Here is a 22,976-nt window from a genome sequence, read left to right on the forward strand (position 1 = left end):
GTTAAAACTGTCCTTTTCGTTCCTGGAAATGGGTAGGCTTGTTGATGGTTTCACCGCCGCTCCGCAGCCAGTCGGCCGTCAGCTGGATCATCTGCTTGAGGGTAACGCTTGGGTACCCAAACAGTCGGAACGATTCGGCGGCATTGCTCAGCAGGGCCGTGGGGTGCTCTTCGTTGATGAATTGGGGAGTAGTATCAAAGATCTTTCCGAACTCGTACGCCAGCCACCGGAGGGACACTGTTTCGGGGCCGGTTATATTCAGGATCTTAGCCGGAGCCTCACAGTGCAGCAGGGAGCGAAGGGCCATCTCGTTGGCGTCGCCCTGCCAGATTACATTTACATGGCCCATGGTAAGGTCAATGGGGCGCTGCGCCTGTACCGACTTGGCTACTTCCAGCAGTACCCCGTACCGGAAGTCAATGGCGTAGTTGAGGCGGTAGATGAGCAGAGGGGTATTATAGAGGGAGGAAAAGTACTGGAACATCCGCTCCCTGCCCAAGCACGACTGCCCGTATTCGCCTACGGGCTCGGGGCGGGTTTCTTCGGTCGCTCCCCCCGAAAGTACCGGGGTAAAGGGGTAGACGTTGCCCGTAGAGTACACTACGATGCGGGAGTCTTTGTACTTCTCGGCTACCCGGCCTGGCAGGTAGGTATTCATGGCCCAGGTATAGGATTCCCGATTGGTGGTACCAAACTTAGTACCGGCCAGGTACAGGACGTTCTTTGCCAACGGGAGCGCCTGTAGCTGCTCATCATCCAAGATATCCGCCGCGATGGTTTCAATGCCTTCTTCGTTAAGTTGAGCTTCAAGCCCATCTTCACTGAAACGAGACACGCCAATGACCCGGTTGGGCACGCCGGCCTGTGTAAACGCGGCTTTGGCCAGCCTACATATACTCGGGCCTATTTTACCACCGGCTCCCAGGATCAGTAGGTCCCCTTCCAGGGTAGCCAGCTCGGCTACGAGGGTCTCGGAGGGTCTTAAGATTTCATCAACATCTACATGCATACGTAATGACTTTTATAGTTATGGGTTAGAAAAATAACGTTCGGGCGTTGGCAATGGCCAGACCCAGGAGAATGAGCAGGCCCAGTACTCCCAGCACGTTCTGCAGGGGGGAGTTTTTCAGGAGACCCATGCGGACCCGGTCATTGGCTACGGCCAATATGGCGACACCAATAAAAGGTACGATCAGAATGGTAATACTTTGGGCAAATACGATGAGCTCGAGAGGTAGTTTCCCGAATACAATGGCCACCGTTGCACCCAGCACCATGATAAGGGCAATGAGTATGCGCACCCGGAATGAGTGGAGCTGACTCTTAAAGCCCAGCGCATCCCCCAGCAAGGAGCCCCCTATGGTGGCGTTGCCGATCAGGGACGAGAAAGACGCTCCAAACATGCCGTACATAAAGAGTGCCTTGGCCTGTGTACCCAGCAGGGGCTCCAGGGCTTTGGCCATGTCCGTTGCACTCCTGACTTCTATGGCCTGCGCATGCAACACGGCGGCGGCACTGATGACTACCATCGTACCTATCAGCCCCAGAATAATAATGCCCAGGGTACTGTCGCGGGAGGCTTTCGGTAGTTGATCCGCCTGCCAGCCCCGCTCCTGCACCAGGTACGACTGGTAAAAAGCTCCTACTATGGAAAATGTCGACGCCACAAATGCAATAATCAGTACCTCGGAACCCTGAGGGACGGTAGGTACCAGGCCGGAAAGAATACCACCCAGGTCTGGCTTGACCATCAGGAGGGTACCCACAAAAGCCACCAGCATCAGCCCTACCAGGGCCATCATTACCTTTTCCAGGATCTTATAGAAAGAAGAAAAAAACAGAAGCCCGATACCAAGAGCCGTAATACCTATGATCCAGGGCGTGGAGCTGGTATTATAGAGCTCGGCAAAAGCTATACCTACCCCAATGGAGTTGCCGGCCTGAAACGAAGCCACCACCAGAAATACACCTATGCCTATACTGGTAGCTACTACCTTCCCCCATTTCTCGCGGATTACGGTCAGTAGGGTAGCCTCGTTGGATAGGCCAATGCGGGCGGCCATACGGGTAAATACAATCATGAAGGCCGCGGCTATCACTCCTACCCACAGGAGTTGATAGGCATACAGGGAGCCAATTTTAGAAGCCAGCGTAAGACTACCCGGACCAAATACCAGAGCCGCTGTAATAATACCAGGTCCCAACGATCGGACCCATTCCAGTATAGAATTTTTAAGGTTTGCCAAGGATTGTGAGATTAGGACGAGTGATAGAGGTTTAGTTGGCCAATCAATAGGTATAAGGCATAGACCTGCATTTATTCATTAGTAAATCCCCTTAAATATATTAAAGTCGGTTTCCTTCCTATCTCATTGTCACCTCAGCTATCTGCCGGTTTACTCATTTGTTCCTACAGTCGGGCTCTTTTGTTCTCTATGTAGGGAAGGTGAGTATACCGTTGTGCATATGCTTGGTTTCTTAAGAAGTGTAGTAAGTACACTTCTTTATGAGAATTAAAAGAATTTACTTTTCGCAATTATAGTAATATGTTTAATAAGTGTTGTTGAATAGGTATATTAAAAAATAAAATTCGTATTTGTCTTGCAGCCTTACTATATAATTGTTTGTTTTACGGCATACTTAATAAATAATATTTTTAAGTAGGTGGCTCTTCCTATCACACAAATAGGGAAATGCTGGTAAAATACTATACTAAACCCTTAATCATGAATAAAAAGTACATGCTCCTGAGTCTGGCCTTTTGCCTGATGACTCTCGCCTCCTTAGCGGTACCTCCCAAAAAAGAAATCTACTTTAGCGGTAGCCAGCGTAATGACCTGTATCCGGTACTGGTTAAGGAGGGCTTTGTACTTCACCGCTTCGATTCCCCAGCTGCTGCCATTCAGAAAGCACCCAATGGCGCTGCCGTTTTTGTCATGGCTGAGGGGTATCCCGCTAAGCGAAGCAACATCAGCGCTGATCTACTACATACCGCCGGGCGCAAAAAGATCAGACTATATCTAGAGTACCCATCAGACCTCCCGGGACTTTCCATTCCTGTTGAGCCACTGCACACCCGTCTGGAGCGGGGAGTCATTACGTCCCCGGTATTTGGGGCTGAGCTGAAGCCCATGAGCATCCTGGGCATCAACGACTGCCATGTGCTGCCCGTGAAGGCGGATAACCCGCTGATCATACTAGCCAAGGTAGCCGGTTTTGATAAGGCCGAATACGGGATCGATGACGTTCCCAACTACCCGTTACTATTCGAGCGGGGAAATGTCCTCATTGCTACGACCAAGCTAAGCAACTTCGCGACGGGCCGGTACGGCCCCAATGATGCCTGGAAAAATATCTTCTCTTACATAGTGACCTGGGCTACTGGCGTGAAGGATGTCCAGTTCAAAGAGTGGCCGTCGTACGTGGTACCCATGTATGCCAGAACTCAGCCTCTGCCCAAAAACGCCCGGGCCAGGAGCGTAGAAAAAGGCGTAGAATGGTTTGCCAACGGCCGGTTTTATATTCACCCCAGCTGGGAGGATACCCTGCTGAAATACCAGGGAGATGGTAGTAAGCCCTTCGGGCCGCCAGTGAGCCAGGGCCTGCCCAACGGGGATGGTTCCATGGGTCTGCTGGAGGGACACGCCTCCAATATCTACCACGATGGTTCGCAGCAGTACCGGTTCTGGATGCGGGCTGACGTACAGGGGGAAGCGGCCTACGCCCTGGCTGCCGCCGGGAGCTTTTTAGGCAAGAAAGACTACTATACAAAGGCTACGAATTTGACAAATTACGTTTTCCGGCACTCGAATCTGAGAGCGCAGGAACGTAATGACAAGAGCAGTCCCAGTTATGGGTTGATTGGTTGGTCGGTGACACACCCCCATGTATACTACGGTGACGACAACGCGCGCGCCATCTTAGGCATACTGGGGGCATCGGCCTTTATGAATACCAACCAGTGGGATAGGGAAATGGCCGAGGCGATACTGGCCAACTTCCGGACCACCGGCAAGCACGGATACCGCGGAGAGCGCCAGGAGGATAAAGACCTGCAGAAGTTGGGCTGGCAGCACTTCTGGGAGCGGGATATTCAGCACCCGGCTCCTCACTTCGAGTCGTGGATGTGGGCCTGTTACCTGTGGTTGTACGAGAAAACAGGTTACGAGCCTTTACTGGCCAAAACCAAGAACGCAATACGTCTGACCATGGAAGACTACCCGCACGAGTGGCGGTGGACCAACGGTATACAGCAGGAGCGGGCGCGTATGGTGCTACCGTTAGCGTGGCTGGTGCGGGTGGAGGATACACCGGAGCATCGGAAGTGGCTGGACACCATCGTACAGAAGCTCCTAGAAAACCAGGTGGAAAGCGGTGCCATTCGCGAGGAGCTAGGCGGTGAAGGCAAGGGGCGATTCGGACGCACCAAGTCCAACAAGGAGTATGGCCTGCACGAGGCACCCCTGATATTCAAGAATGGTGATCCCATTGCGGATATGCTTTACACCAGCAACTTCGCTTTCTTCAGCCTGAATGAGGCGGCTCACGCTACCGGTAACAAACAGTACAAAGAGGCCGTCAACAAGCTGGCCGACTTCCTGACTCGTATCCAGGTGAAAAGCGATAAACATAAAGATCTGGACGGTGCCTGGTTTCGGGCTTTTGATTACGACAAGTGGGAGTACTGGGCATCCAATGCCGATGTAGGCTGGGGCGCCTGGGGTACTCTTACCGGCTGGACCCAGAGCTGGATCGTAGCTACCCAGGTACTCACTGCGAAAAATCAAAGTTTCTGGGAATTGACAAAAAACTCTACTATCAAGAAGGAGATGCCCCAGACGCTGGAGGTGATGTTCCCCAAAAACTAGTCAGTTACCTATTCATACCTATCTAACCAGTTCAGAATGAATCTTAACCATTATCTGCAACAATACAAGAATAGCCTTCTCGATGACATCATTCCCTTTTGGATGGCTAACTCGGGAGATACAACCTATGGGGGATACTTCACCTGCCTGGACCGGGAGGGAAAAGTATTTGACACGGATAAATTTGTGTGGCTGCAGGGCCGCCAGGTATGGTGCTTTGCGATGCTCTATAATAAGGTGGAACAAAAGCAGGAGTGGCTGGACTTCGCTGTGCAGGGGGCTGAGTTCCTGATCAAACACGGAAGGGACGCCGAAGGCAACTGGTACTTCTCGCTGAATAGGGAAGGGGCTCCGCTTACCCAACCCTACAATATCTTTTCCGACTGCTTTGCCTGCATGGCCTATGGCCAGCTATATCAGGCTACCCGGAACGAAGAGTATGCTCAAATTGCCGTCGATACATTTCACAACATCCTGAAAAGAGCCGATAATCCCAAGGGAATCTATACAAAGGCTTATCAGGGTACCCGTCCTCTGAAGAGCTTCTCCCTGCCGATGATCCTGTGCAACCTGGTTCTGGAAATTGAGCATCTGCTGAACCCTGAACTGGTGGAGAGCTGCATCTCCAATGGTATACATACCGTAATGGATGAGTTCTACCAGCCCGATATGGGTATTATACTCGAAAATATCAATCCTAACGGAACGTTTTCTGATAGCTTTGAGGGGCGACTGGTCAATCCGGGGCACGGCCTGGAGGCCATGTGGTTTGTTATGGACCTGGCCGTTCGAAACCAGGATCAGGAGCTGATCAAAAAGGCGGTGGACATCTCCATCAATACGCTGGAGTATGGCTGGGACAAGCAGTACGGAGGTATCTTCTACTTCCTGGATGTCAAAGGCCAGCCACCCCTCCAGCTCGAGTGGGATCAGAAGTTGTGGTGGGTACATATGGAAACGCTCATTACCCTGCTCAAGGGGTACCTGCATACCGAAGACGAGCGGTGCCGGGAGTGGTTTGAAAGGGTACATGCCTACACCTGGAGCCACTTTGCTGATCCTGAGTTTGGTGAGTGGTATGGCTACCTCAACCGTCAGGGAGAGCCTCTGCTACCGCTGAAGGGTGGTAAATGGAAAGGCTGCTTCCACGTGCCGCGCGGGCTGTACCAATGCTGGAAGACGCTGGAAGCCATTGCTGAGAAAAAATCTACGAAGATTTTAGATTTCTAACCCCTATGGCCAATATAGTCTCACCCGACCTAGTAGTTTCGGATGCCTCCGACCGGGAGCAGCAGAATTATACGCCTGCCTTAGTCTCGCTGGCGATCCTGTACTTCATGATGGGCTTTATTACCTGCCTGAACGACACGCTGGTCCCCTTTTTCAAGAAAGGCTTTACCCTGAGCTATACCGATTCGTCACTGGTACAGTTCTACTTCTTCCTGACCTACGGGATCATGTCCATTCCGGCGGGTAAGATCGTCGAGAGGGTGGGATACAAGCACGGGATGGTACTGGGCTTTGCCATAGCCGCATTGGGCGCGTTCCTGTTCTTCCCGGCCTCCCTGCTGCATCAGTACTACCTCTTTCTGGCCGCTCTGTTTGTGGTAGCCATTGGGATCGTACTGTTACAGGTGGCGGCTAATCCGTACATTACGGTACTCGGGCCCGCCAAGACAGCCTCTTCGCGCCTTACCCTTATTCAGGGGGTGGGTTCGCTGGGTACAACGGTAGCTCCCCTGTTTGGAGCCTACTTCATACTGGCGCCACTACAGGATACGCAGGTCGGCAGCGAAGCGGTCCGGTTTCCGTACCTGGGCATTGGCCTGGTATTGCTGCTGATTGCCCTGATTGTGTACTTCCTGTCGCTTCCTGCGATCGCTACCCGGCAGGAGAAGCGGGTTGAGGCCTCCGGCGATACTAAAACGGTGTTTTCGTTCCGAAACCTCAACCTGGGGGCGCTGGCCATATTTGTATACGTGGGGGCTGAGGTGTCGGTAGGTACATTCCTTACCAACTATATAGCTGATCTGTTACAAATTACAGAGAGCGAATCCAATACCTACGTGGCGCTTTACTGGGGGAGCATGATGGTCGGGCGTATGATCGGCTACTTTGGGCTAAAGGTATACCGCCCCTCCGTGGTACTGGCTGCCTGTGCCACCCTGGCCATAGCGCTGATCCTGGTTTCGGTCAGTGCTGAAGGGTACCTGGCCGTATGGACCATGATCGCGGTAGGGCTATGCAATTCGGTCATGTTTGCCATTATCTTTTCCCTGTCCGTAAGCGGACTGGGTACCTACACCACCCGCGCTTCGGGTATCCTGTCAACCGCTATTGCCGGTGGGGCTATCATCTCGTTCTGCCAGGGCGTATTGATTGATAATTTCTCCTGGACGGTGGCCTTTATGGTACCACTGGCCTGCTATGTATATATCCTGTTTTACGGCCTGAACGGCTACAAGTCCAGGTACAGTGAAATGAACTAAGTATATGGCTTACTGCATAGTACTATGAAAAAGTTCTCCTTTCTTCTGGCTGTTTTGCTTGCCCTACGAGTAGTTGCCGAGGCACAGACACCTGCTTTCAGCACCAGGGTACTGCTGATCCCGCTGGACGATCGCCCTACCAGTACCCAGTTCACGACCCGCATGGGACTGATTGGCAATGCCGAGGTAGTCACTCCGCCGCGCGAATTACTGGGCCGGTTCACTACGGCCGGACAGTCTGACCAGATCATCGAGTGGGCCAGAGCGCAGGATCTCCAATCGTATGATGTGGTGATCGTAGCTCTGGATATGCTGGCCTACGGCGGTTTGGTAGGTTCACGGATGCACCGGGTGTCTTCGGAGGAAGCCCTGAAGCGGGTAGAAGCCCTGCGTGAGCTGAAACAGCGTATGCCACGGGCCAGACTCTACGCGCAGAACGTCGTCATGCGGCTGGCCCCAACCCCCGGCGATAAAAACGAAGCCTACCGGGTAAAGCTGGAGCACTGGGCCGAGATATCGGTAGCCCATGATGCCAAATCAAAAGAAGAAACGGCGGCGCTCGAACGCGAAATACCGGAGGAGGTACTGAATGATTATAAAATGGCCCGCCGCCGTAACCTGCTGACCAACCTGAAAGCCCTTGAGCTGGTACAGGAGGGCGTGATTGATTACCTAATCCTTTCGCAGGACGATGCCAAGCCGCAGGGAGTTCACGTAGCCGATCGGGAAAAACTCATTGCCGAAGTACACCAAAAAGGGTTGACCCAGAAGGTAGCGGTACAGCCGGGAGCCGATGAGGTATCTATGTTACTGCTGGCGCGGGCACTTACGCAGTACCACACGTACCAGCCAAAGATAAAGGCCGTGTTTTCCTCCGCTCAGCAGGCCGCGCAAACCATGCCCTTTGAGGACCGCCCCCTGCGCCAGACGGTAGGCTACCACATCAGGGCCACGGGAGCTCAGGAGGTAGAGAGTGAGCAGGAGGCGGACATATTATTCTACGTATATACATCCAGGTTAGAAGAAGGCCGCTCTGAATCCTTTGCCCGGGAGATAGAAAATAAGATCGGGCAGGGAAGGCAAGTCATCGTGGCGGATATAGACCCGGTGGGGGATGTGCAGGGGGGAGATCCGCAGTTTATGTTGGCCCTTATGAAGCGTAACTTATTTCCCCGATTGAATGGCTTCGCCTCCTGGAATACCGCCGGCAATACCATTGGTACAGCCCTTCCGCACGGGGTCGTATTCTCACTTGCTACTCAGAAGCTGTTATCCAGGAAAGAACTGGCCAGTCGCATCTGGTCGGCGCAGCACTGGTTCCTGATCCACCGTGTCATGGACGACTACTACTTCCATACCTTGGTGCGGGAAAAGACCAATGCGTACCTGGATCAACGGAAGCGGAGCTCGGTCATTATGAGTGATGAAAAGACCCGGCAGGCTCAGGTGTACAGCCAAAAACAGATGGATACCTATTTCAAAGATTTCACCCGGCAGTACCTCCGTACCGTCAATGCCAGTCGTCAGATACCCGTGCGGTGTCAGATACCATCAGAAATGCAGTTTTCGCTGCCCTGGAACCGGATGTTCGAAGCCGATATCCACTTTGATATTACCTGTAAAGCCTTATAGCAACGCATATTCCTAACCCTTACCTATAACTTTTCTTTTCCTAACCCTTCCTTTTACCTTAAATGACCGACGCCAATGACAAAACCCAAAGTACCCAAAGTACCCAAACCCACTAATGACCCCTATTTTCCTAAACCCCTAATCAAACCTTCTATGCTAAACCTGTTTACGAAGAAATGGCAGATGAGTTGGCTGCTTATCCTGCTATTGTCGGTTTGTCAGCAGTACTTGGCTACTGCCCAAACCCAAACCCTGCGCGGAACAGTGACTGATCCCAAAGGGGAGGCCCTGCCGGGTGTGACTGTAGTAGTAAAAGGTACCACTACCGGAACCACCACCTCATCGGACGGATCGTACCTCCTGAATGTAACCCCCGGACCCGGTACGCTGGTGTTTTCATTTATGGGAATGGAATCTAAAGAGTTAGCATATAGCGGCCCCGGTGTGTTCAATGTATCTCTGTCCGAAGACCTCAAAACACTGAATGAAGTAGTAGTAGTAGGATACGGTACCCAGAAGAAAGTAAACCTGACCGGATCGGTATCCGTAGTAGATGGTGAAATGCTTACCAACCGTCAGGTAGCCTCTACCTCACTGGCGCTGCAGGGAGCGGCGCCGGGGGTTACGATCACCCAGCAGTCGGGGGTACCCGGTGGTGATGCCGGTACCATTCGTATACGGGGTATTGGTTCAATCAATGCCGGACAGAACCCGCTGATCCTGGTGGACAACGTGGAGATGAGCCTGGATGCCATTGACCCTAACAACATTGCCAGTATCTCCATCCTGAAAGATGCCGCCGCGGCGGCCGTGTACGGTTCAAGGGCGGCCAACGGGGTAGTATTGATAACGACCAAGCGGGGCGCCAGTGGTGTCAATGTCAGCTACAACACCTACGTTACCAAGCAGGAGCCTACCGACCTTCCCCGGAAGGTAAACGCACTGGATCACATGAAGCTGTGGGATGAAGCGCAGGTAAATAGCGGATTGCCTCCGGCATTTACCCAGCAGATTGCGGAGTATGAGCAGCTGGGCCCCGATAATATGGCTCGTTTCAACACCGACTGGAAGGCTCTGGTACTGACCAACAACGGTCTGATGCACAACCACAACCTTAACGTATCGGCGGGTACTGACCGTATCAAGGTATTCGCTTCGGGAAGCTTCCTGGATCAGAACGGTCTTACGGCCAATACCAACTACAAGCGTACAGATATGCGCTTTAACACCGATCTGAACCTTACAAAAAGGCTGACGGCTTCTATGGACCTGGTACTAAACCGTACCAACCGTCTGTGGCCGGGTCAGGGATCACCCGAAACCATCATCAACCGTATGCTGGGCTATCCGGCGGTGGCTCCCGGTCGCTACAATACCGGCGAGTGGGGCGAAGGCTGGTCTAACATCAACCCGGCGGCTCAGGCCGAAGACGGTGGTTTCAGCCGGAACATCGTTGACTCCCGTATCCTGAAAGGTACCCTGACCTATACTCCGATCGAAGGCCTGGAGCTGTTGGCTACGTACAGTACCAACTACTACACGGGTAATGCCCGCACCTTTACCGATCAGTACCGTATCTACGTAGCTGATCCTGCCAATAATACGTTACTGTACGCCCGTCCGTGGCCGGCGCTGAACTCCCTGGCCGAAAGACGTTCCGAAAACGTTCAAAACCTGTTCCGTACGCAGGCTACCTACAACAAGTCACTGGGCGATCATAACTTCACCGTACTGGGTGGTTTCAGTACTGAAGATTTCAAATCAGTATTTATCAGCGCATCCCGTCAGAACCTGCTTTCACCTGACCGGCCTTATCTGGATAGTGGTGATCCACTCGGACAAACGCTGGGCGGTGGTGAACACCGGTTTTCGATGGTATCGGCGTATAGCCGCGTAAACTATAATTACAAGGAGAAGTACCTCCTGGAGGTTAACGGTCGCTGGGATGCTTCGTCACGCTTCAGACAGAACAACTGGTGGAAGCTGTTTCCATCCGTATCGGCCGGATGGCGTATTTCGCAGGAAAATTTCTGGTCGGGCCTCAGCAATATCGTAGGCGATGCCAAGATCCGGGCTTCCTATGGTACACTGGGTAACCAGGCGTTGGTTAACAATGGAGAACCTAGCTACTACCCTACCTACTCCCTGTTTGAAACCGGTCCTGCCTACAACTACTACTTCAATGACGCAGTCAATGCCGGGTATGCCCTGACTACGGCCGCTAACCCTAACATCCGCTGGGAAACCTCCCGGATTCTAGACCTTGGTGCTGACTTTGGCCTGCTCAACAACCGTTTGACTCTGACGGCTGACTTCTTCCAGCGCGACATCGTGGACATGCTGCAGCGTGTACCTGTACCATCGTACGTAGGTCTGGCTTCGCCGTTCGTCAATGTAGGTACCATGCGTAACACCGGCTGGGAATTTGGCGCTGGCTGGAGAGATAAGATCGATGACTTCAGCTACCAGGTACAGCTCAACCTGTCGGATGTAAAGAATAAAGTCATCAACAACGGAGGTACGCCTATTATCGCGGGAGCCCGTATCCAGCAGGAAGGCTACGCGCTGGATTCGTACTACGGATATATAGCGGATGGCTTGTTCCAGACAGAGGAAGAAGTTAAAAGTGCGCCTTTCCACTTCGGCAACACCAAGCCAGGTGACATTCGCTACCGCGATATCAGCGGTCCCAATGGTACTCCGGACGGCAGGATCGATAACTACGACCGTACCATCCTCGGTAACTACTTCCCCCGTTATGAGTACAGCCTCAACCTGAGCTCGCAGTACAAGGGCTTTGACCTGACCGTATTCTTCCAGGGGGTAGGCAAGCGTGACAACTACCTGTCGGGTACCGGATCGCAGCCTTTCTATTCGGCAGCGTACCAGGGGTCCATGTACGAGCACCAGAAAGACTACTGGACTCCCGAGAATCCCAATGCAGCGTATCCCCGTCTGACGGCTAACAGCATTGCCAACAACTACGTGGTGTCATCGTACTGGATCCGTTCGAGCGCGTACCTCCGCCTCAAAAACCTGGTACTGGGCTATACAGTACCTGGCGCGGTAAGCAAGAAGATCGGTATTGGCTCGGCGCGTATCTATGCCAGCGGCCAGAACCTCTTTACTTGGGACAAATTCTTCCCCGGCTTTGATCCTGAGCAGCGCGATACGGGAGGTACCTTCTACCCGATCATGAGAACATACACGGTGGGTCTTAACCTCAAATTCTAAGAAACATGAAAAAGAAGATTTTATACGCAGCAGCCCTTTGCCTCACGATGTTCGTGTCGCAGGGATGTCAGGACTACCTGGAGCAGGTTCCGCTGGATGCTCCCGCCACCGGGCAGTTCTTCAATAACGAAACCGAAATGAATGCGGCGCTCAACGCCATCTATAAGTCAGCTTACTGGAATACGGGTAATACGGCCTATCAGTCTATCATGGACGGCTGGACGGATATTGCCCTGCTGCGGGCGGTAGAGCTGGGCGAGGGTAACTTCGACGTATTTAATGCGCACTCGGCGGCTATATGGCGGCTGGCCTATACGACTATTCAACGCTCCAACACCATGCTGGATGGTATGGCGAAAGGGAAAGATCAGGTACCGGCCGCAACCTACAACCGGCTGGAGGCCGAAGCCCGCGTACTTAGGGCCTGGTCGTACTTCTACCTCACCTTTATGTTCGGCGAAGCTCCTCTGATCACCAAGCCCCTGACACCGGATGAGTTCTACACCCAGAAGCGTACTCCCAAAGCCGAGCTGATCAAGTTTATCTACGATGAGCTGGATGCCGCTGCAAACGTACTGGCGTGGGCACCTACCCAGCGGGGCCGGGTCAGCAAAGCAGTAGCCTTGGGTATCAAATCGAGAGCTGCGCTTTACAACAAGGAGTACGCCCTGGCCGCCAGTACCGCTAAGCAGGTCATTGATGGCGCCGGACTTGACCTGAACCCTAACTTCGGTGACCTCTTTACCCGGGTTGGGCAGGCTCCCAACGCCGGAAAGGAAATCATGTGGGAGATCCTGTATTCTGATGCTGATCCTAACAATACCAACTGGCTGCCCCTGGGTAGTATATCCCGGGCGGCCGGAGGTCAGTCGGGTCGTTTCCCGCAGCAGCGCCTGGTGGATATGTTCGAGGCCAAAGACGGAAAGCGTATTGACGAGTCGGCGGTATACGATCCCCAAAACCCGCGTCTCAACCGCGACCTGCGCCTCAAGTATACGGTGGCCATGCCCGGTGATACCATCAGCATGAACCTGGCAACGGTAGTGTACGACATCTACAAACCAACTACCTCGTTCCGAAATGCGGATGGTACCTGGACTACCCGCGCCAACGCCGATTATGACAATGCCTTCGGCCCCGCCAAGAGTGGAGTAGGTCTGCTATGGGCCAAGTACACCCAGACCAACGAGAATGCCTTCCAGGCCCGGGTTAACTTTATCCTGATGCGTTACGCCGAGATACTGCTGACCTACGCCGAGGCCAAGATTGAGCTGGGGGAGCTGGATGCATCGGTGATCAACGCGATCAACAAGGTCAGAAGAAGAGCCAAACAGCCCGAAGTACCTGCCGCTATTCAGAACGATCAGAATGAGCTGCGTGAGCTGATCCGCCGTGAGCGCGTGGCTGAGCTGGCCAAAGAGGGCTTCCGCTGGTTTGACATACGCCGCTGGGAAATTGCCGATATCGTCATGCCTCAGCAGGTAATGGGTATCGCCAAGAATCCGGCTACTATGCCTCCGGTACCTAATTTCAAGAAGACGGCCAAGCACGACCTGAACAGCATACCTACCTATGAAGGGCAGGAAAGCCTGCGCATGGTGCGGGAGAACCGTTTCTGGTACCCCAAGCTCATGTTGCTGCCGGTGCCTCAGGCCGAGCGGGATATTAACCCCGGACTTACCCAAAATCCGGATTGGTAATAGTGAAGTATAATTGAATATAAATACCTTCACCTTCGCTTGTAAGGTGAAGGTATGTTTTTATAACTAGTGACATCATCCATGAAACGTAGAAACTTTATTGAATTGGTATCGTCCGGTGGAGGTATGCTTGCCGCAGGGTCGTTACTACCCTCTTCTGCCCTGGCAGAAAGTATAGAGAAAGCCGGTAGTCCTACTGCTGCCCGGGCTCGTGAGCTCAAAGCCGATGTGGTGGTAGCCGGGGGGGGGCTGGGGGGATTTGCGGCGGCGCTGGCTTCCCTGCGCAACGGCCTGACGGTAATACTCACCGAAGAGACCGACTGGATCGGCGGGCAGATCACGCAGCAGGGAGTACCCCCCGATGAGCACCAGTGGATCGAAACCCACGGCGCGCCTCAGTCGTACCGCGACTACCGCAATGCCGTCCGAGACTACTACCGGAAGTACTACCCACTGACGGATGAGGCCCGGGCTCGCAAAAACCTGAATCCGGGTGATGGCTCAGTTTCCCGCATCTGCCACGAGCCGCGCGTAGCGCTGGCGGTACTGATGGACACGCTCGCTCCCTACCTGAGTAGTGGTAAGCTAACCCTGCTGCTCGAGCACAAGGTTACAGCAGCCGACGTAACGGGTGATAAGGTAAGGGCGCTGAAAGTCCTGAACCGCCGCAGTGGCAATGAAGTAGTACTGACGGCTCCGTATTTTGTGGATGCGACCGAACTGGGTGATCTGCTTCCCCTGACGAAGACGGAGTTCGTGACGGGTACTGAATCCAAAAAAGAAACCGGCGAACTGCACGCTCCCGAGGTAGGTAACCCCCTGAACAACCAGGCTTTCACCATGTGCTACGCCATTGACTACGTAAAAGGCGAAAACCACGTCATTGATAAGCCCAAAGAGTATAGTTTCTGGCGGAACTTCGTGCCCAAAATGACCCCCGCCTGGTCGGGCCGGATGCTGGACCTTTCCTACTCCAACCCGCGTACGCTGGAGCCCAAAGCGCTGGGCTTCCACCCGGAAGGCATCAAGACCAACGCTGACCTGAACCTGTGGAACTACCGGAAGATCATCAACAAGAACAACTTTAATCCCGGTACCTACCCCGGCGATATTACCATCGTCAACTGGCCCCAGAACGACTACGTACTGGGCAACATCGTAGAGGTAAGCGATAAGGAATTCAACAAACACGTAGACCGGGCCAAGCAGCAGAGCCTGTCGCTCCTGTACTGGCTGCAGACCGAGGCACCACGTCCCGATGGGGGCCAGGGATGGGCGGGGCTGCGCCTGCGCAACGATATCATGGGCACCGAAGATGGCCTGGCCAAATACCCCTACGTACGCGAAGCCCGCCGGATCAAAGCACTCTTTACGGTACTGGAAGAGCACGTAGGAGCCGAAAACCGGGCGATGATCACCGGCAAGAAAACCGGCAATACCTCCGCTGAGTTCTACGACAGCGTGGGGGTAGGGTACTACCACATCGACCTCCACCCGAGCTCGATGGGAGTCAATTACGTCGACTTTGGCTCGCTGCCTTTCCAGATTCCGCTGGGTTCGCTCATTCCACAAAGGGTAGAAAACCTCCTGCCTGCCAACAAGAACATCGGTACCACCCACATCACCAACGGATGCTTCCGTCTGCACCCGGTGGAGTGGAGTATTGGTGAAGCAGTAGGAATGCTGGTTGCTCATTCTTTGAAGAACAATGTGATACCCCGGGCGGTACGGGAAGACAAGCAAAAACTTGCGGAGTTTCAGCGGGTAGTACGTGCGCAGGGCGTAGAGACCCAGTGGCCGCAATCATAACTACTGTTTACAGGAAACGTACTCGTAGCAAAGCTGGCTGGATGTCCGATTGGGGTGGTCCAGCCAGTTTAGTAGCGGCTCAGCCGTACCTTTACATCATGTGTCATGGAGTAACTATCCATTTATTAATACAAAGTTCTTTTTAGTTACTTTTTATTAGATAGTATTAGTATAAACTTTGTATAAAAAATGCCTGATCCGGCACTTGTTATTGATAAATGTTGGAATAAGTAAGTATGTTTGAATAAAATGTAAAGGTTATTGTATGAACAAGACTAGTAGCGTACCCGTAGTTGCTCAAAGACAGAATAATTTAAAAAAATCAGTGTTGGGTTTTTTCGCTACGAACGGTAATGCCACCATACCAGATCTTTCTAAAGAACTCAATTTTAGTGTACCCAAAATCACTTCGCTTGTCAATGAACTGATTCAGGACAGCCTGATTCAGGACTATGGCAAAGTGGATTCGACGGGAGGGCGTCGGCCTAATCTATACGGGCTGATCCCGGATTCGGCATTTTTTATAGGCGTCGAAGTAAAGCAGAGTCACATCAATATCGGTTTGTCGAATCTCCAGTGCGAACTGGTAAGAGTAACCGAAGAAATAGAATACAAGCTGGATAATACCCAGGAGTCGCTGGACAGCCTTTGTGAGGCCATCGTCCAGTTTATCGGCGGCCTTACGATAAATAAGGCAAACATACTGGGCATTGGTATCAACCTGTCGGGACGTATCAACTACAAGACCGGGCACAGCTACAGCTTTTTCCATTTTGACGAGCGTCCGCTCAGCCAGATCATCGAGAGCAAAGTAGGTATACCCGTATTCCTGGAGAATGATTCCAGGGCGATGGCCTACGGGGAGTTTTGTATGGGGGTAGTCAAGGATGAAAAGAACGTACTGTACCTGAACCTGGGCTATGGTATTGCGGTGGGCATTATGCTCAATGGCCAGCTCTACTACGGCAAGTCCGGCTACGCGGGCGAATTTGGGCACATGCCCCTCTTTGATAATGAGCAGATCTGCCACTGCGGGAAGAAAGGCTGCCTGGAAACCGAAGCCTCAGGCTGGGCGCTGACCCGTATGTTCCGCGAGAAGCTCCTGGAAGGCTCTTCTTCGGTACTATCGCTCAAAAATATAGCCCCCGAAGACGTAGTGATGGAAGATATCATCTGGGCCGCCAAGAACGATGACGTATTAGCCATTGAGCTTATTGCCAAAATAGGTGAAAAGCTGGGGCGAGGTATAGCGCTGCTGATCAACCTGTTTAACCCGGAGCTGGTCGTACTGGGCGGAAGCCTCGCTACGACCGAAGATTACCTGCGCCTGCCGATCAAAACTGCCATCAATAAGTACTCGCTTAGCCTGGTAAACAACGATACCGATCTTAAAATGTCGAAGCTGGGCGAACGGGCCGGCATCATAGGTGCCTGCTTACTGGTACGTAACCGCCTCTGGGCTTTGTTATAGATATTAGCTATCTACCTTATCGTATACAAGTGCTTTTCTCAATCAAAAGAAAGGTACTTGTGTACTTAACATTATAAGTACTCATGTCTACTAAACTCTTAAACCTGGTGGTGGGAGGAGGGCTTCTGCTTGCTTCTTTCACCGCTCCTCAGAAACCCTTATCCTCCTTACCCCTTTCGATAGAAGCCATCCCCGACAGCAGCCGATTCACCCACATGATGCTGGCGCAGGGACTGGATGAACCCATGGAAATGGCCATCCTGCCCAACCTGAACGTGGTGATCGTAGAGCGGAAGGGGGGCGTACGCATGTACGATGCGCAGGAAAAGCAGCTCAAGACCCTGGCCCACCTCAACGTTTTCAGCGGTATCGAAGACGGACTGCTTGGAGTTGCCATTGACCCTGATTATACGAATAATAGCTGGATCTACTTCTTTTACGGAGTGGGGGGCGATAAGGCAATTACCCGCCTCTCCCGGATGGAACTTCGGGGGGATCAGCTGTTGCAGTCTACCGAGAAAGTACTGCTTGAATTTCCTACCCAGCGCAAGTACTGTTGCCATTCGGCGGGGTACCTGCGGTTTGATACCAACGGCAATCTATTCATCTCGACCGGGGACAATACCAACGCCGAGGAAACTGAGGGCTATACCCCGGTAGACGAGCGTCCCGGTCGTGAACTGTCCGATGACCAGGCTACTGCCGCCAACACCAATGACCTGCGGGGTAAGATTCTCCGGATCAAGCCCCAGCCGGATGGTAGCTATTCGATACCAGATGGTAACCTGTTTCCGAAGGATGGGAGCAAAGGCCGCCCTGAGATCTACATCATGGGTAGCCGTAATCCCTTCCGGGTATCCATCGATCCCAAGAACGGGTACGTATATTGGGGAGATGTAGGCCCTGATACCAAAGTGCCTTCGGTCGATGGCGGTGTAATGAGTTTTGATGAGATCAACCAGGCTCGTAAGCCCGGCTTCTTCGGCTGGCCCTACTTCCTGGGTAACAATGAAGCCTTTCCCAAGTACGATTTCGCAACCAAGAAAGAGGGACCCAGGAAAGATCCGCTTCGCCCAATCAATGACTCGCCCAATAACACGGGGATCCGGGAGCTTCCCCCCGCGCAGCCTCCCATGATCTGGTACGCCAAGGGTGAATCGAAGCGCTTTCCGCTGGTAGGCAAGGGGGGAGCCAGTGCCATGGCCGGTCCGGTCTATTATAGCGACCTGTACCCCAATGCGCCCTACAAGCTACCCGACTACTACAACGGCAAGCTATTTATCTATGACTGGATCCGGAAGTGGATCATGGCGGTTACGCTGGATGAAAACGGCAACTACGCGAGCATGGAGCCGTTCCTGCCCCACCTGCAGGTAGTAGCACCCATGGATATGCAGATTGCTCACGACGGGGCGGTGTACCTGCTGGCCTACGGTACCAACTGGTTTGCCAAAAGTGCCGATGCCGGACTTATACGCGTGGAGTATACCGAAGGTAACCGTAATCCGCTTGCCTCTATCAAAGCCAGCCAACTCTACGGAGCCGCGCCTCTGACCGTGACACTATCCGGGGCTGATTCCAAAGACCATGATCCGGATGATAAGCTCTCTTTTGAATGGAAAATAGGTACTAAGAAGGTACAGGGGAAGGAAGTGAAGCATACCTTCACTAAACCAGGCGTATATGATGTGGCCCTTACCGCCGCTGATCAGCACGGTGGAATGGGGGTAGCCACAGTACAGATCAAGGTAGGTAATACCCCTCCCGATGCCCGTATCAGTACCAGTGCCAACCAGAGCTTCTACTGGGATAATACCGTACTGGATTACAAAGTAGCTATCAAAGATCCGGAGGACAAGCAGATTGATCCGGCTCGGGCAACGGTATCATTTACCTACCTGCCCTTTGGCAAGGATATAGCCAGCGCCGTTAGCGGAGCTACGCACGGAAATATCCAGCATGCTGAAGCCGAAAAACTATATGCCTCCCTGGACTGCCGTGCCTGCCATACGATGGACTCTAAGTCCATTGGTCCCAGCCTGAAAGATATCGCCAAACGCTACAACGGCAAAGCCGGTGCAGTTGAGGCACTGGTCGATAAGGTGATCAAAGGAGGTAGCGGTAACTGGGGGGCTTATGCGATGTCGGCGCACCCCGACCTACCGGTCGAAGATTCCAAAGCCATTGTAAACTACATACTTTCTCTGGATGCCAAGCCCTCCAGTCTGCCGCTTAGTGGTAAGCTCAAGCTCACTGATCACGTTGGAAAGGGTAACGAAGGTGCCTACGTACTGCTGGCCAGCTACCAGGATAAAGGGGCCAATGGCATAGAGCCTCTGACGGCGAGGACCCATATGGTACTTCGGAACCCCAAGGTCGAATTTGAAGATTACGAAGGGGGCAACGTGGGAGTTGTGATTGCTACCGAGATGACCGGTTTTATATCCTACATCCGCCGGGTCACTCCGGGGCGGTACGTCAGCTTCAACAAGATCGATCTAACGCATATTAAGTCTATTACCTACCGGTTGCTGGAAGAAGGTACCGGCGGTACTCTGGAGGTACGACTGGGTAGGGTAGATGGGCCGCTGGTGAGCAGCCTGCAGATACCGGCTGGGAAGGCCGCTGACTACACCAAAGGCTGGAAAGATAGGGTAGCTCCGGTGATGCCTACTAAAGGGGTACATGACCTGTACTTTGTCTTCAAAAACGAAAGCGGAGGGCAGAAAGAGATGTTCTTCCTGGACTGGATGCAGTTCAACAAGTAGTGGTGCTGAGTAAATAGTGATAAAGTACACCTATACGGTGTACGAAATAAAAGGAGCCTCAACTCAGCGATCTGTACGATGCCGATCAGGAGTTTGGGGCTCCTTTTTGTTTTATTGAATTAACTGTGTGAGTCAACTCCTGTTGGAGTAGTTTGGTAGAACTTCTTGAATAGCTTGCTTGTAGTAAACAACCGGTACCACATCTATTAACTATCCTCTCTAAAATGGAAAATGTCATCAGGGGAATCAGGAAGTACTACCCGGTTTCAGATCGTTCCATTAGTCAATTGGCTCAAAATTTCAGGGAGCAGTATCTTCCCAAACACCACCTGCTGACCCGCGCCGGAGTCAGGGACCATTCCGTGTACTTTATTGAAAGCGGCTGTTCGCGTACCTACCTGCTCATTGATGGCAAGGAGATCACGAACTGGTTTAGCCGGGAGGGAGATATCACCTTTTCATCCAATGCGCTCTATCACCAGACTGCAGGGTTTGAGTACGTAGAGCTCTTGGAAGATTCTAAACTGTACGTCATTCCCATTGAATCACTCAATGAACTATATGAAACCAACATTGAGATAGCCAACTGGTCACGGGTAATACATCAGGAAGTACTGCTGAAGATGCAGACCCTGCGCATAGATAGACTCTCCCTTTCCGCAAAAGAGCGGTACGACAAGTTTATCCAGGAGAACCCCGACCTGTTTCAGCGGGTGAACCTGGGGTACATAGCCTCTTACCTGGGTATGACCCAGCAGTACCTGAGCAACCTGCGGGCGGACGTACGATTTTAAGATAGTTGAAAAGTATAGTAGCGCCAATTGCCTTTCTTTGTCCACTGATGAAGAAATACGGATTCTTAACTACCTACCTTCATGAAATCGGAGATACAGAAGTCCCTGGATGGTGAGCTCTTTAATACTTCAGACCGTGAGATTACAGACATCATTCACCGAGCCAGGGCCCTGACCAGTACTTATAATGCCACCGCAAGTACTGATGCCGATACACGGCAACAGATCCTGTCCAAACTCTTTGGGAGTATGGGCCGAAACGTAAACATCGATACACCCTTTTACTGCGATTATGGACAGCACATCCATCTGGGCAGCAATGTGATCATCAACATCAACTGCACCTTCGTTGACTGCAACACCATAGAGATTGGCAACAATGTCCTGATCGCCTCCAATGTCCAGATCTACACGGCCACGCATCCGGTAGAAACCGTGGAGAGACTGGTGGAAGACTGGGATGAGGAATCCGGTGACCCCTACTTCCGTACCTACGCCTTACCCGTCAGGATAGAAGACAATGTATGGATCGGAGGAGGTACCATCATCCTGCCGGGTGTTACTATTGGCAAAAATTCAGTAATAGGTGCCGGCAGCGTGGTAACCCGTTCTATCCCACCGGACACCGTTGCCTTTGGAAACCCATGCCGGGAGTTTCGCAAAATCAATGGTAAAGCTGAGGAAGAACCTACTTAGCCAGCAATCCATCAATCAGGCCATAAATTTCCATGTCTGAAGGCCGTGGAGCATGATTAGCTTTGATCTTACCCTGCTGATCAATCAGAATGTAATGGGGTATTCCGGACATTCGGTAGAGACTGTAGATGCCCCCTTCCTCCTCCTGTGAATTTTGATTGACATGAAATCCGCCGGGAGCTTTGTCACTTTTCAGAAAGGTTTTCCACTTCTCAGTATCTTTATCAGTAGATACAAATAAGAATACTACCTCTTCATTTCCCTGGTAGTGCTCTATCATCTTTTTCGAGTTAGGGAACTCAGCCAGGCAGGGTACACACCAGGTAGCCCAGGTATCCAGGTACACGATCTTTCCCTTAAAATCTGATAGACGGACCTCATTCCCATGCTTATCAGTAGCTACAAAATCTTTGGCGGGCTTGCCTTCTGCCAGATCATTGTATCTTTCAACAATTGGAGCCAAGTTGGATAGGTAAGGTGAGTTAGGGTACTCTTCCCGGAAATTGGCATATAGCTGAGCTACTGATGGTCTTAATCCGTAATCGCTTAGGAGCTTTACAAAATTATAGGCCTGTACAAATTCTCTAATTGGAGCAATACGCCGGTTCGACTTGATCGCTTTTTCAGTGAGGTATATCAATGAGTCTGTATTCTTTTCCTGCCCATCCTTCTTTAACGCGAAGTATAGGGATCCATGAAGATTGGTGATGATTTCATAGTCAATGACACTTCTGTACATACCCATATTTGCTTTTAAATAGGATGCCTTGATGGGCAGGTTTTGTAGAAAAGCGGGAGCGTTATAGCCACTTTCTTTTTCAATCGCATCATGATCTAAACCTCCCAACCAGCTCCTTCTCCATTGCACCAGAAAGGTATTATTATCGATGATAAACTCTTTAAGTGGGGCCGGAACCAGTTTATCGTTCCTGATGGCCTGGTGTAAAGGGGAAAACTCAGCACCAAAAGTAGCTTTGAACTTCTTTTGTTCCTCTTTTGACATATTCCTGAATTGACTAACTACCGCACTGGCTTTATCCAATACTTTTCCGGCAACCATGTGTGATTGGTACAGATACTGGTTCATGACGCTCAACTCACCTTCAAATAGGGTTTCTGATCCGGTCATGGTAAGTTTCAGCGTCTGATCAGGTACAAGGAAAAGGGTATACACCGAATCCTGACCCATTTCACCAGGACCTATTTTGGCAATAGTCAGTAGCGTGTCAGTAAGAGGAATGTTTAAAGTAGCAAGTCCTGACGGATTGATCACTGCCTCGGCCAGTTTGGAGGTACCGCCAGTAAATAAGTCTTCAACAGAAACGGAGGCTTTCTGTCCTACACAGGTTTTACAATTGATCACTACCTGGGTGGTAGGCTTTTGGGTAAAGCCTTTATTGGCTATACAGAAAATCAGAGTGTAAAGGACTAGCAGGTGTGGTCTCATCAGTAAAGCAGGTTACGTTAAGATATGATGCGTCGTCAGTTGTAAGGTAGTAGTAGAACGAAGAAGTC

General features: G+C 51.9%; 14 protein-coding genes. 11 read left to right on the forward strand and 3 right to left on the reverse strand.

All coding sequences use genetic code 11. The annotated features are described in order from the left end of the window. Position 1 precedes the first annotated feature (1 nt). Positions 2 to 1,009: an NAD-dependent epimerase/dehydratase family protein gene (locus tag JTN23_RS18730; RefSeq protein WP_247236559.1), complete on the reverse strand. Its 1,008-nt coding sequence runs from the start codon at positions 1,007 to 1,009 to the stop codon at positions 2 to 4. Between the two features lie 25 nt (positions 1,010 to 1,034). Beyond that, positions 1,035 to 2,246, reverse strand: coding sequence for an Nramp family divalent metal transporter (locus JTN23_RS18735; protein ID WP_247236560.1), 1,212 nt, complete (start codon positions 2,244 to 2,246; stop codon positions 1,035 to 1,037). Between the two features lie 480 nt (positions 2,247 to 2,726). On the opposite strand from JTN23_RS18735, the gene JTN23_RS18740 reads away from it, so the two are divergent. The 11 genes from JTN23_RS18740 (at position 2,727) to JTN23_RS18790 (ending at position 21,461) form a co-directional block, all read left to right on the forward strand. Further along, entirely contained in the window at positions 2,727 to 4,868 is a 2,142-nt protein-coding gene (locus JTN23_RS18740) for a hypothetical protein (protein ID WP_247236561.1), read from the forward strand. A gap of 36 nt (positions 4,869 to 4,904) precedes the next feature. After that, positions 4,905 to 6,098, forward strand: coding sequence for a n-acyl-d-glucosamine 2-epimerase (locus tag JTN23_RS18745; RefSeq protein ID WP_247236562.1), 1,194 nt, complete (start codon positions 4,905 to 4,907; stop codon positions 6,096 to 6,098). A 5-nt stretch (positions 6,099 to 6,103) separates the two neighbouring features. Next, positions 6,104 to 7,357 (forward strand): sugar MFS transporter, encoded by a 1,254-nt coding sequence (locus JTN23_RS18750; RefSeq protein WP_247236563.1) that lies wholly within the window; start codon positions 6,104 to 6,106, stop codon positions 7,355 to 7,357. Positions 7,358 to 7,381: 24 nt separating this feature from the next. Beyond that, positions 7,382 to 8,989 carry a DUF4127 family protein gene (locus JTN23_RS18755; protein WP_247236564.1) on the forward strand — a complete coding sequence of 536 codons (1,608 nt, stop codon included), beginning with the start codon at positions 7,382 to 7,384 and terminating at the stop codon, positions 8,987 to 8,989. A gap of 153 nt (positions 8,990 to 9,142) precedes the next feature. Then, the gene (locus JTN23_RS18760) at positions 9,143 to 12,223 is read left to right on the forward strand and encodes a SusC/RagA family TonB-linked outer membrane protein (RefSeq protein ID WP_247236565.1); all 3,081 of its coding nucleotides are present in this window, start codon (positions 9,143 to 9,145) and stop codon (positions 12,221 to 12,223) included. A 5-nt stretch (positions 12,224 to 12,228) separates the two neighbouring features. Continuing rightward, positions 12,229 to 13,923, forward strand: a complete 1,695-nt coding sequence (locus tag JTN23_RS18765) for a RagB/SusD family nutrient uptake outer membrane protein (RefSeq protein ID WP_247236566.1) — start codon at positions 12,229 to 12,231, stop codon at positions 13,921 to 13,923. Between the two features lie 81 nt (positions 13,924 to 14,004). After that, the gene (locus tag JTN23_RS18770) at positions 14,005 to 15,732 is read left to right on the forward strand and encodes an FAD-dependent oxidoreductase (protein WP_247236567.1); all 1,728 of its coding nucleotides are present in this window, start codon (positions 14,005 to 14,007) and stop codon (positions 15,730 to 15,732) included. A 265-nt stretch (positions 15,733 to 15,997) separates the two neighbouring features. Continuing rightward, positions 15,998 to 17,203 carry an ROK family protein gene (locus JTN23_RS18775; RefSeq protein WP_247236568.1) on the forward strand — a complete coding sequence of 402 codons (1,206 nt, stop codon included), beginning with the start codon at positions 15,998 to 16,000 and terminating at the stop codon, positions 17,201 to 17,203. A gap of 83 nt (positions 17,204 to 17,286) precedes the next feature. Further along, the gene (locus tag JTN23_RS18780; RefSeq protein ID WP_247236569.1) at positions 17,287 to 19,971 is read left to right on the forward strand and encodes a PQQ-dependent sugar dehydrogenase; all 2,685 of its coding nucleotides are present in this window, start codon (positions 17,287 to 17,289) and stop codon (positions 19,969 to 19,971) included. A gap of 224 nt (positions 19,972 to 20,195) precedes the next feature. Continuing rightward, positions 20,196 to 20,765 carry a Crp/Fnr family transcriptional regulator gene (locus JTN23_RS18785; protein ID WP_247236570.1) on the forward strand — a complete coding sequence of 190 codons (570 nt, stop codon included), beginning with the start codon at positions 20,196 to 20,198 and terminating at the stop codon, positions 20,763 to 20,765. Positions 20,766 to 20,846: 81 nt separating this feature from the next. Then, entirely contained in the window at positions 20,847 to 21,461 is a 615-nt protein-coding gene (locus tag JTN23_RS18790; protein WP_247236571.1) for a sugar O-acetyltransferase, read from the forward strand. On the opposite strand, the gene JTN23_RS18795 is transcribed toward JTN23_RS18790, so the two are convergent. Beyond that, complete coding sequence (locus JTN23_RS18795; RefSeq protein ID WP_247236572.1) at positions 21,454 to 22,908, reverse strand: TlpA family protein disulfide reductase; 1,455 nt, start codon at positions 22,906 to 22,908, stop codon at positions 21,454 to 21,456. The two genes, JTN23_RS18790 and JTN23_RS18795, sit on opposite strands and share 8 nt — an antisense overlap. Positions 22,909 to 22,976 lie beyond the last annotated feature (68 nt).

This window comes from Telluribacter roseus (genome assembly GCF_017355915.2).
Lineage (GTDB): Bacteria > Bacteroidota > Bacteroidia > Cytophagales > Spirosomataceae > Telluribacter.

Bases quoted from the DNA above. Each gene is read 5' to 3' on its own strand.
- JTN23_RS18730 (WP_247236559.1), bottom strand. From the start codon at position 1,009: ATGCATGTAGATGTTGATGAAATCTTAAGACCCTCCGAGACCCTCGTA.
- JTN23_RS18740 (WP_247236561.1), top strand. From the start codon at position 2,727: ATGAATAAAAAGTACATGCTCCTGAGTCTGGCCTTTTGCCTGATGACT.
- JTN23_RS18745 (WP_247236562.1), top strand. From the start codon at position 4,905: ATGAATCTTAACCATTATCTGCAACAATACAAGAATAGCCTTCTCGAT.
- JTN23_RS18750 (WP_247236563.1), top strand. From the start codon at position 6,104: ATGGCCAATATAGTCTCACCCGACCTAGTAGTTTCGGATGCCTCCGAC.
- JTN23_RS18755 (WP_247236564.1), top strand. From the start codon at position 7,382: ATGAAAAAGTTCTCCTTTCTTCTGGCTGTTTTGCTTGCCCTACGAGTA.
- JTN23_RS18760 (WP_247236565.1), top strand. From the start codon at position 9,143: ATGCTAAACCTGTTTACGAAGAAATGGCAGATGAGTTGGCTGCTTATC.
- JTN23_RS18765 (WP_247236566.1), top strand. From the start codon at position 12,229: ATGAAAAAGAAGATTTTATACGCAGCAGCCCTTTGCCTCACGATGTTC.
- JTN23_RS18770 (WP_247236567.1), top strand. From the start codon at position 14,005: ATGAAACGTAGAAACTTTATTGAATTGGTATCGTCCGGTGGAGGTATG.
- JTN23_RS18775 (WP_247236568.1), top strand. From the start codon at position 15,998: ATGAACAAGACTAGTAGCGTACCCGTAGTTGCTCAAAGACAGAATAAT.
- JTN23_RS18780 (WP_247236569.1), top strand. From the start codon at position 17,287: ATGTCTACTAAACTCTTAAACCTGGTGGTGGGAGGAGGGCTTCTGCTT.
- JTN23_RS18785 (WP_247236570.1), top strand. From the start codon at position 20,196: ATGGAAAATGTCATCAGGGGAATCAGGAAGTACTACCCGGTTTCAGAT.
- JTN23_RS18790 (WP_247236571.1), top strand. From the start codon at position 20,847: ATGAAATCGGAGATACAGAAGTCCCTGGATGGTGAGCTCTTTAATACT.
- JTN23_RS18795 (WP_247236572.1), bottom strand. From the start codon at position 22,908: ATGAGACCACACCTGCTAGTCCTTTACACTCTGATTTTCTGTATAGCC.